The sequence below is a fragment of the Delftia sp. NA_296.1 genome (assembly GCF_052692095.1).
This window is the reverse complement of sequence record NZ_JBQZGF010000001.1, coordinates 962,014-972,427: the sequence shown is the minus strand read 5'-3', so window position 1 is coordinate 972,427 and position 10,414 is coordinate 962,014. Positions and strand designations below refer to the sequence as shown.

6 protein-coding genes and 1 pseudogene are annotated in these 10,414 nt (G+C 66.0%); 5 read left to right on the top strand and 2 right to left on the bottom strand.

Annotated elements, in window-relative coordinates; genetic code table 11:
* From ACUTR7_RS04475 to ACUTR7_RS04455, 5 genes and pseudogenes are all read left to right on the top strand, one after another.
* A partial coding sequence (locus ACUTR7_RS04475; RefSeq protein WP_445608229.1) for a DUF6765 family protein occupies window positions 1-4,180 on the top strand: 4,180 nt, incomplete at its 5' end.
* Window positions 4,165-5,061 (top strand): annotated as a pseudogene (locus ACUTR7_RS04470) (hypothetical protein); the annotation flags it as partial. The gene ACUTR7_RS04475 and the pseudogene ACUTR7_RS04470, both read left to right, overlap by 16 nt.
* A 243-nt stretch (window positions 5,062-5,304) precedes the next feature.
* Complete coding sequence (locus ACUTR7_RS04465) at window positions 5,305-5,814, top strand: sigma-70 family RNA polymerase sigma factor (RefSeq protein ID WP_013802804.1); 510 nt, start codon at window positions 5,305-5,307, stop codon at window positions 5,812-5,814.
* Complete coding sequence (locus tag ACUTR7_RS04460) at window positions 5,811-6,821, top strand: FecR domain-containing protein (protein WP_445608228.1); 1,011 nt, start codon at window positions 5,811-5,813, stop codon at window positions 6,819-6,821. The genes ACUTR7_RS04465 and ACUTR7_RS04460 overlap by 4 nt, the downstream gene beginning before the upstream one ends.
* Before the next feature lie 164 nt (window positions 6,822-6,985).
* Window positions 6,986-9,532 carry a TonB-dependent siderophore receptor gene (locus tag ACUTR7_RS04455; RefSeq protein ID WP_445608227.1) on the top strand — a complete coding sequence of 849 codons (2,547 nt, stop codon included), beginning with the start codon at window positions 6,986-6,988 and terminating at the stop codon, window positions 9,530-9,532.
* A gap of 56 nt (window positions 9,533-9,588) precedes the next feature.
* Here ACUTR7_RS04455 and ACUTR7_RS04450 read toward each other — a convergent pair whose 3' ends face one another.
* Together ACUTR7_RS04450 and ACUTR7_RS04445 are read right to left on the bottom strand one after the other, a co-directional pair.
* On the bottom strand, window positions 9,589-9,852 hold the full coding sequence (locus ACUTR7_RS04450) for a hypothetical protein (RefSeq protein WP_445608226.1): 264 nt from the start codon (window positions 9,850-9,852) through the stop codon (window positions 9,589-9,591).
* A gap of 3 nt (window positions 9,853-9,855) precedes the next feature.
* On the bottom strand, window positions 9,856-10,227 hold the full coding sequence (locus ACUTR7_RS04445) for a hypothetical protein (protein WP_445608225.1): 372 nt from the start codon (window positions 10,225-10,227) through the stop codon (window positions 9,856-9,858).
* Between the last annotated feature and the right edge of the window lie 187 nt (window positions 10,228-10,414).

The window sequence follows — 10,414 nt, the reverse complement described above, 5'->3', positions numbered from 1 at the left end:
TCCGCTGGGCCGCATCGACTACCGCCACGGCAGCGCACCGTTGCCCGGCAGCACCCAGCCCCAGGCCAAGCTGAACGCCAGCCTCGTGCAGGTCAGCCTCCCATCGGCCGATGGCCAAGCCCCGGTCCAGCGCCACTACCACCATGAAGACCCACGCCACCCCACCTTGCTCACGGGCATCAGCGTCCAGGGCCAGGGCAGCGACGGCAAGCCCATGGACGAGCGCATCGCCAGCTACGCCTACGGCGACACCGGCCGCGCCACCTTGAGCGTGCGCGGCCCGCCGGACAGCCAGCAGGAAAAAGTCACCCTGGACCTCAGCCAGCCCTGGAAGAACACCCTCACCAACAGCCTTGGGCAAACAACCACCTACCACTACGACACCATCGGCGGGCAATGGCGATTGCTTGAAGTGCGCGGCCCGGGCTGCGCCAGTTGTGGCCCCGGTGACATGCGCTACCGGTACGACGCGCAAGGGCGCCTGACCGAAGCCACGCGGCTCGATCCCGCAGGCCGCCCGCTGGAAGGCACGCGCACGGACCTGGACCCCTTCGGCCGCCCGCTGGCCGTGTACCGCATCGCCTACACACAAGGCCAAGCCCAGACCCCGCAACTGCAGGTGCGCTACGGCTACGGCAAGGACCCCTGGAAGCAATACGGCCCCGAACTCATCGCCCGGCCCAGCGTCGTGCCCGGGCGCGAACACCAGATCCGCATCCGCTACAACAGCAGCCGCCAGCCGCTGCAGATCACGGAGACGGGCTTCAGCCCATTGGATGCCCAGGGCCAGCCCGCAGGCAATGCGGACGGCGCCACGCCCATCGAACGCAGCACGCGCTACCGCTACACCGAGATCAACGGCCGCAGCGTGCTGGTGGACATCGACGGACCGCTGCCCACCTCGCTGGCAGGCTATGACGACGGAAGCCCGGCGCAGAACGACCTCACGCGGCTGCGCTGGGACCGCAGCGGCAGCCACGTCACGCGCGTGCTGCAGCCCGATGGCACAACTGTGGCGCTGGAGCATGACCAGGCCGGGCGCATCACGACCCGCACCGAAGACGACGGCGTGCGGCGCCTCCAGCGCCGGATGCGCTACAGCCCCCTGTCCGCCAACGCCCTGCAGGCCGAAGAAATCACCACCAGCGGCTGGCTGCTGGACGCCGACGGCCAGCCCCGCGACAGCAGCCGGCTGAGCCGGAATCCATACCGCATCCGCCACGACGCCCTGGGCCGCCCCAGCCATGCCATCGACACAGCAGGCCGCAGCACCACCTGGACCTACCAGGGCAGCACCCAGGCTAGGCTCGATGGCCTGGGCAACCGGGGCCAGATCGAGCGCGACAGCGAAGGCCGCATCACGCGGCTGGGCCTGTACCGCGAAGGCCAGGACCTCCCCGAACGTGCGGCCTACTACGGCTGGAATGCGCAAGGGCGCCTGAGCCACCGCCTGCTGCCCGATGGGCGCCTGGACAGCTACACCTACGGCGATGCGGGCGAGTTGCTCCAGCACACCGATGGCGACGACACCCGCACGCGCTGGCTGAACAACGGCAGTCTCCATGCCAGCCTGTCGCAAACGCCCGATGGCTGGATACGGCTGGCCCTGCAAGGCTCCTCCGATGTGCCGACAGCACCCCAGGACATCGGACACCAAACCACTGCTTCCCAGGGAGCCCAACCCGCCGAACGCCGCCAGGCCCTGCACGACGACTTCGGCCGCACCGTCTGGCTTCAGCTTGCCGAGCATGGCCGCCAAAGCGCACGCTACAACGAAGCCGATCAATTGCTGGTGCACACCCGCGCCGACGGCAGCAGCACCCACTACCAGTACGCTCCCAGCGGGCGTCTGCTGGCCAAGCGCTACGAAGCGGCGCCCGGCGCAGATCGTCGCTCTTCCTCGCAAACCCGGCTGCACTACCAGGGCCGGCTGCTGCAGACCATCGACAGCAACTGGCAGCGCGAGTCCATCGAATACGACGCCCTGGGCCGCCCCGTGACACGCACCATTGCGCTGGCCACGCCCGACGGCCAGGCCGAGCATACCTACCGCACTGCCACGCGCTATGGCCCGGACGGCAGGGTCCACAGCCGCACCCTGGCCGATGGCCGCGTGCTCGTCACCCGGCGCGGCCCCGCCAGCGAAGGCGCCAGCGTGCAAGGGCTGCAACTGCAAAGCGCCTGGGTGGCCGGCCTGCTGCAGGCCAGTGACAACTGGCTGGGCGCCGGCGCCACAGGCTTGCTCGAACGCCTGCTGCCCGCGCAGACGGTGGTCGGCGACATCCAAACAGACGCCTTCAACGGCCTGCAGCACTACACGGCAGGCAATGGCCTGACCACCTCGCGCCAATACGACATTGCCGGGCGCCTCACGCAGCAGACCACCGGGCAAGGCACATCGCAAGGCAGCGCACCCATCCTCAGCCAGCGCTACCGCTACGGCGCGGGCCCACGCATCCGCGCCATCGAGCAGGAGGGGCCACCAGCCGGCCTGCAAAAGACCGACTACCGCTACCAGGGCTTCGGCAGGCTGGTGCAGGACAACGCACCGTCAGCACCAGCGCCCGTGCAGCGCGACAGCCAGGGCCGCACCGTCCAGGACGCATTGCACCGCTACACCTACACCGAGGCAGGACAGCTCCAGAGCATCAGCGACCACCAGGACCGGCCCATCGCCAGCTACCGCTACAACAGCCTGGGCCAGCGCGTGGGCAAGACCGTGCACCAGGGCGACAGGCAAACGCACAGCCACTACCTGTGGCAGGACAACCGGCTCGTCGCGGAAATGGATGGCGAAGGCCGCATCACCAGCCAGTACCTGTACCTGAGCGAGGGGACTCGCACCCTGCCCATCGCCAAGCTGGAATCCGCGCACAACCGGGACAACGCCAGCGGCAAGGCGCGCATGCTGCACATCCACAACGACCACCGGGGCAGTCCGCAGGCCATGACGGACGCAGGCCAGCGCGTGGTCTGGCGTGCCCGCCAGACGCCCTGGGGAGCGCCGGCCATGCATCAGGCCGGCCACACAAGCCTGCCCCGGCAGCAGGCCGTGCTCAACCTGCGCCTGCCGGGCCAGTACTTCGACGAGGAAAGCGGACTGCACGACAACTGGCACCGCAGCTACGACCCGGCCAGCGGCCGCTACCTGCAGCCGGACCCGCTGGGCTACCCGGACGGGCCCGATACCTACCTGTATGCCGGCGGCGACCCGCTCAACCGCATCGACCCCACGGGGCTGTACCAGGAGGACATGCACTACTACATGGTCTTCTTCCTGGCCCTGGCCGCCGGCCTGGACTACGAACCTGCGCGCATCACGGCGCTGGCTTCGCAGTACGTGGATGACAACCCCATCACCAAGCCGCTGGACGATGCCAACACCCTCACCACGGTGGGATCGATCTTCAAGAACCACCGGCAACTGCTGTGGTACCACTTCACGCTGTCCGACGACAAGGGCACCACGCTGCCCCAGTACGCCAACGACAACGTCAACAGCGTGGTGGGCAACCTGAGCCCGCAACTGAACAACCTGCTCAACGCCAGCCGGCTGGGCAACCCGGCCCAGCCCTGCGCCGAATACCAGTTCCTGGGCGAACTCCTGCACTCCTACCTGGACACCTTCAGCCACCGGGACAAGGACAACCGGCCGTTCGATGCCATCAGCGTGAAGCTGGGCATAGGGCATGGGCTTGCGGGGTCCGAGCCGGATTACACCTATGACGAGGACATGCCAATACTGGGGAATATGCCTGATCCAGATATGCCTTATTGGGGCCAGCGGGAGTATCGATCGCTGCAAGGAGAGAAGGCGGTTTATGAGTTTCTGACGCGGTATGGGGCTAAGCCTGCGGTCAGTTTTAAAGAGATAGAAAAAGTGCTGGAGAGATTCAATGCTATTCGAGAGACTGGAGGAAATTCACTAAATAAATTTAATCTGCTAGAAGATACCATCAAATCCTGGATAAATGACGGCAAGCTAAAAATGACAAAGATAGATCAAGAAGGAAGATTAACTGAAATAAAAAAGATAGATCTTAAAGATACAGAGAATGAAGCTTACAATGAAGATCAAGCTGACGCTAATCGGGAAAAATATCTTGGAGCACTTGTTGGCCAAGAGGCTAAATATCCAGGAGTCTGCTTGCCAAGGAGTATCATATGCAAACCAGTGTGACAGTTAAAGCACTGACATTTATCTTGATAATTTTGTCTTCCGGTTTTTCCCAAGGGATGACTTGGGAAGAGTGGGCGGAAACTCGCCATCCACCCAGCGACACAGGACCATTGCCAGATGGCTGCAGCCCCGTCAAATATCGAGGGACCTTTCATCCCATTATTGAGTATGTCAGAGGACGAGGAGACCACTGTGTAGTTCACGATTTTGTACAGAGGAAATTAAGAGACTTCATTAATGGCAGGGAACGTGGATCACCAACAGATGAAGCCGGAAGGGGTAGTGTGATTAGTTTCTCTCAAGACAGCCATTCCAACATTGATCTAAGGAAACATCTTATATCTGGCAAGCCGTTTGAAAATACCCGCGGCATAGGCATGAATAGCAAATCACTGACTCACTTGGCAGTTCACAACGGAAAAATCGAAACGCCCGGTCCACTAGGTATTGGAATAGATATGGCACCTTATATAGAAGGTCGTCAGAGGCTACAGGAGTTGACAGAAGATCGTCCAGCAATCAAAGAAGTCGGCTACAGCCGTACATTCGCGGGTATTTGGGATTACACCCCACCCACCTTCTACACCGCAGAAAACCTCCAAATCAAATCCGGCGGCCGCGCCATCATCATGGCGGGCTCCGACAACGTGGTGCGCAACAACACCATCGAGGTCGATGGCCGCACCGCCGTCTACCTGTACGGCCCGCGCTCGCTGGTGGAGGGCAATACCTTCATCGTGCACATGGACCTGCGAGACAAGGCCCCGTTGCCCGCCATCCTCAAGCTGCGCGATGCCGATGGTTCCATCATCCGCAACAACCGCTTCATCGTGAAGCGCAGCGGGCTGTTCAGGAAGAAGGAAGAGGAACCCCAGGCCGGCATCAACCTGCTGGAGTCCAAAGGCGTAGTGATCGAGGGCAATGTGTTCGAGCAGGTCGCATTGCCGGTGCGCAAGGATGCGGCCAGTACCACGGCTGAGAGCGGCAACACCTCGCAGGGCGGCAGGTGATGGGGGCTGGGTCGGCATCACCGTGGCAACGCAGCGCAGGCCAACCGTTAGAATGCAAATGAGAATTGATCTCATATTTCGGGCCAGCCGCCCACGCATTCATCCTCCCGCGCCATGCCTGCCGCCGAAACCTCCCTTCACCGCGAAGTCGCCACGCTCTACACCGACCACCACGGCTGGCTGCAGGGCTGGCTGCGCAAGAAGCTGGGCGATGTGCACCAGGCGGCCGATCTGGCGCACGACACCTTTGTGCGCCTGCTGGCGCGCGACGAGCCTGTGCAGGCGCGGGAGCCACGCGCCTTTCTGACCACGGTGGCGCAGCGCGTGCTGGCCAACCACTACCGGCGCCAGCAACTGGAGCGCGCGTATCTGGAGGCGCTGGCCCAGGCGCCGCAGTCCTTTGCCATCTCGCCCGAGGAGCGCGCGCTGCTGCTGGAGGCGCTGGACGAGATCGACCGCATGCTCGACGGCCTGCCTGCCCCCGTGCGGCGGGCCTTTCTGATGGCCCAGCTGGACGGCATGAAGCAGGCCGACATTGCGCGCGAGCTGGGCCTGTCGCTGACCACCGTCAAGCGCTACTTGGTGCAGGCGGGCATGCACTGCTATTTCGCGGTGCAGGCATGACGGCGGCAGGAGCCGGCCTGCCGCCCGAGGTGGCGCGCAGCGCCATCGAGTGGTGGCTGAAGCACCAGGATGGCCAGCTGTCCGATGAGTTGGCCCGCGAATGGCAAGCCTGGCAGGCCTGGCGCGCGGCCGATCCGCTGCACGAGCAGGCCTGGCAGCGCATCGCTGCCGTCAACCAGCGGCTGGCTGGGCTGGTGGCGCCGCCGCAATCACCGATAGCCCGGGCTGCGCTGGCTCCGCGTGGTTCCGCTCGCCGGCGCGTGATCCGGTCCCTGGCCGTTGCGGCCTTTGGTGCAGGCATTGCCTGGCAGCTGGAGCAGCGCCTGCCCTGGCAGGGCTGGGTGGCCGATGCACGCACGGCGCGGGGCGAGCGTCGGCAGATGGCGTTGCCGGACGGCACGCAGATCGTGCTCAACGGCGCCAGCGCGCTGGACATCGAATACAGCCGGCGGCACCGCCGCCTGCGCCTGCTGCAGGGCGAGGTGCTGGTCACCACGGCCAAGGACACCGAGCAGCCCACCCGGCCCTTTGCCGTGCAGACCACTGCGGGCGAGGCGCTGGCCCTGGGGACGCGGTTTTCCGTGCGTGCGCTCGCGGATGGTGATTTCCAGGTGGGTGTGTTCGAGGGTGCTGTGCGCCTGACCCCCCGGCTGGCCGGCCAGGGTGTGCTGGTGCTCAGGGCGGGCGAGCAGGCCACGCTGCGGGCCGATGGAGTCTCGCCAGCCACCGCCGTGCATGAGGACAGCACCGCCTGGACCGAGGGCATGCTGGTGGCGCGCGGCATGCCGCTGGCCCGGATGCTGGAGGCGCTGCAGCCGTACAGCGATGCGGCCCTGGCCTGCGAGCCCGAAGTGGCCAACCTGCGCATCTCAGGCACCTATCCGCTGGCCGAGGTGCCGCGCGTGCTGGCCGTGATCGGTGCGCTGCCGGGACTGGAGCTGCGCTCCATGACGCGCTGGTGGGGCCGGCGCGAGGTGGTGGTGGGCAAGAAGGCGGCAGGGGCTTGAGGGGGATCTGCGCAGTTTTTTTGAAGAAATCTGCGCCCGAGGTGGTCTGTTTCGAGAACTCGCGGGACATGGAGGAAGAGGGGGGCTTGCCATGCCGGGCCCGCCCATCGATTCGTCCATCCATCCGTTTGTCTTTTCCTTCCAGGCCCCGTCCTTCGCACACCATGGCATATCCCTCAGCGCCCCGGCGCTTTCCCTGCGCCTTGCGCCCCTCCGTCGTCCCGTCCCGTGGCCTGTTGCTGGCATTGGCCTGCGCGGGGCTGGGCAGCAACCTGTGGGCGCAGGCGCCTTCGCCGTCCGTCAACACCACGGCCGCCACAGCAGCCACACGCAGCTACCAGATTCCGGCGGGCACGCTGGAGGACGCGCTCAACCGCTTCGGGCGCGATTCGGGTTTGCTGCTGTCCTTCACCCAGGACCAGGTCCAGGGCCTGCGCAGCCCGGGGCTGCAGGGCAGCCACACCGCGCAGGCCGGCCTGGCCGCGCTGCTGCAGGGCACGGGGCTGGAGGCGGCGGTGCAGCCGCAAGGCGGCTATGTGCTGCGCCAGCGCGCCGTGCCCGATGCCCGGGCGCCAGACGTTGCCCCGCGCGCGGTGTCGCTGGCCGAGGTGCGCGTGGCCGCGCGCCGCGCCGGTGACGGCACGACCGAAGGCACGGGCTCCTACACCAGCCGCGTGACCAGCATTGCCTCCAAGACGGACCAGTCGTTCCGCGAGATTGCGCAGTCGGTATCGGTGGTCACGCGCGAACAGCTCGACGACCAGCGCGTGACCGATGTGACCGAGGCCCTCAAGCTCACGCCCGGCGTGGTCGTGGCCAATACCGTGGGCGACTTCTATTCGCGGGGCTTTCAGATCACCAGCATGCAGATCGACGGCGGCGCGCCGCTGGCTTTGGGCGCCTACACCTATTCGCCGCAGCAGGACATGGCCTTCTACGACCGCGTCGAAGTCATGCGCGGCGCCTCGGGCCTGCTGGGCGGCGTGGGCGATCCGGGCGGCATCATCAACCTGGTGCGCAAGAAGCCGCTGGCCCAGCGGCAGTTCAAGGCCGCGCTGTCGGCCGGCTCCTGGAGCCGGCGCGGCGTGGAGCTCGATGCCAGCGCGCCGCTGGCCGACGACGGCCGCGTGCGCGGCCGCGCCGTGCTGTCCTACCACAAGGGCGACTCCTACATGGACCTGCGCAGCAGCGAAAAGCCGTCGCTCTACGGCGTGCTGGAGGCCGACCTCACGCCCGACACCCTGCTGACCGTGGGCGGCAGCTACGGAAAGACCCATGAGAACGGCGACTATGCCGGCCTGCCGCGCTTTGCCGACGGCAGCAGCCTGGGCCTGCCGCGCCACACCAACTTCACCCAGCCCTGGGCCTATTACGACTACGAGACCAAGGAGCTGTTCGCCCAGCTCGAGCACAAGTTCGACAACCGCTGGAAGGCCAAGCTCAACGTCTCGCGCGTGGAGACCGAGCTGGACCGCTTCTGGGTCTACATGGGCGGCGCCATCAACCCGCAGACCCTGGCGGGTGCGGTCTGGCGCGGCGGCCACATCCAGTCCGGCAATACGCAGGAGGTGGTGGACCTGAGCCTGGGCGGTCCCTTCCAGCTCATGGGCCGCACGCATGAATTGCTGCTGGGCGCGGACTGGCAGCGCGTGGAAAGCTTCTGGCAAAGCGCCAATTTCACGGGCAGCGGCACCGTGGCCAGCAATCCGTTTGCCCCCAGCATCTGGACGCCGCCCACGGAAACCTACTTCAACACCCGCTACGGCCCCTGGGGCCAAAAGCAGATGGGCGGCTATGGCGTGCTGCGCCTGCATCCCACGGACAGGCTGCACCTCATCCTGGGTGCGCGCGCCAGCCGCTACGACTTCCAGCAGTCGATCTGGAACCTGGATGCGCAGGGCAACCGCACGCCCTGGTCGAACACGCCGTTCAAGGAACCCACCAAGATCACGCCCTATGGCGGGGTGATCTATGACCTGAACAGCCAGTGGTCGGCCTATGCCAGCTATTCGTCCATCTTCAAGCCGCAGGCGCTGAGCATGGCCGGCCCGGCGCCGGGCACCTCGCTGCCGCCGGTCAAGGGCGCCAGCTACGAGGCCGGCCTCAAGGGCGAGCTGATGGACGGGCGGCTGAACGCCACCTTCAGCCTCTTCAATGTGGAGCGCACGGGCACGGCCGTGGTGGACCCGCGCTACGAGACCAGCAACAGCCGCTGGAGCGGCAACTGCTGCTACCTGGCACAGGGCAAGGTCACCAGCCGAGGCTTCGACATGGAACTGGGCGGCGAGCTGCAGCCCGGCTGGCAGCTGGCAGCGGGCTACACCTTCAACAACACCCGCGACCGCAGCACCGAAAAGACCTACAGCAGCATCACGCCGCGCCACCTGTTCAAGCTGTCCACGGCCTATACGCTGCCGGGCGAGCTGTCGCGCTGGAAAGTGGGCGGCAGCGCCCAGATCCAGAGCACGCACTACGTCAGCGGCACGGCGCTGTCGCCGGCGGGCACGTCCGTGCCCTTTGACTTCACGCAGGGCGGCTACGCGCTGTGGAATGCCATGGTGCAGTACCGCATCGACCCGCGCTGGACGGTCACGCTGAACATCAACAACCTGCTCGACAAGACCTACTACCAGACCCTGGGCACAACGTTCAGCAACAACCTGTATGGCGCACCGCGCCACGCCATGCTCACGCTGCGCGGCAGCTTCTGAGGACGGCGGCGCAGGCGTTCGGGCCGCCGTTGTGCAGCCAGCGGCCTTGCGGGGGATCACACCACGCGCCGGGTCTCCACCTTCACATGGCCGGCCAGCAGGTCGGCACTGTCGCGGATGGCGCGCAGCGCATGGGCCAGGGCCTGCTGGCTGTGGTGCTCCTGCGGTGCATGCACTGCCGCCAGGGCCAGTTGCGCCAGGGCCGAGATCTCGGCGCAGTTTTCCTGCACGCTGCTGTGGATCTCGGTGATGGCGCTGGTCAACTGGTGCAGGCTGGGTGGCTGTGTCCTGGGGGTGTCCTTGTCCTTGTCCATGGCCATGCCTCAGCCCTGCGGGCGCACCGGCTCTTGGGTGCGGCAGTCGAGCAGTTGCGCCATGGCTTTGGCGGCTGCCTCGGCCGCTTCAGCGCGGCGCATCTCGGCCGCGTCTTCGAATCCGCAGCCCATGGCCTGGGCCTCGGTGCCGGCGTAGTCGGCCAGCGTCTCGGCGCTGTCGCGGATGCTTTGCAGGGCGCGGGCCACCACGTCCATGTGGCGATGGCCCTTGGGCGTCTCCAGCCATGCCAGGGCCAGCTGGGCGATGGAGGAGATCTCTGCACAGCCTTGCTGCACGAGATGGTCCACCTGGGTGAGGGCATTGGACAGCTGCCGGGTGCTGTGGCTGTCCGTGGCGGGGGTGGGCTGGGCGGGGTTCATGCCTGGGCCCTCCGTGTGGAAAGGGCGGCGCCAAAAGAGGGCGCGCAGGCGAGTGCCAGAGAAACGGCAGTCATGTTTCCGTGCTCCTTACTGAGACTGAAGCCACCGACTCCGCGTTTTGAAGCACGAAACAGGTGGACGGGATGTTCAAAACACACAGCAAGGTGTGCGGACGCCCTTACGGGTA

Excerpts from the sequence above, each read along its gene's own strand:
- ACUTR7_RS04445 (WP_445608225.1), bottom strand. The coding sequence starts at position 10,227 with ATGAACCCCGCCCAGCCCACCCCCGCCACGGACAGCCACAGCACCCGG.
- ACUTR7_RS04460 (WP_445608228.1), top strand. The coding sequence starts at position 5,811 with ATGACGGCGGCAGGAGCCGGCCTGCCGCCCGAGGTGGCGCGCAGCGCC.
- ACUTR7_RS04455 (WP_445608227.1), top strand. The coding sequence starts at position 6,986 with ATGGCATATCCCTCAGCGCCCCGGCGCTTTCCCTGCGCCTTGCGCCCC.
- ACUTR7_RS04450 (WP_445608226.1), bottom strand. The coding sequence starts at position 9,852 with ATGGCCATGGACAAGGACAAGGACACCCCCAGGACACAGCCACCCAGC.
- ACUTR7_RS04465 (WP_013802804.1), top strand. The coding sequence starts at position 5,305 with ATGCCTGCCGCCGAAACCTCCCTTCACCGCGAAGTCGCCACGCTCTAC.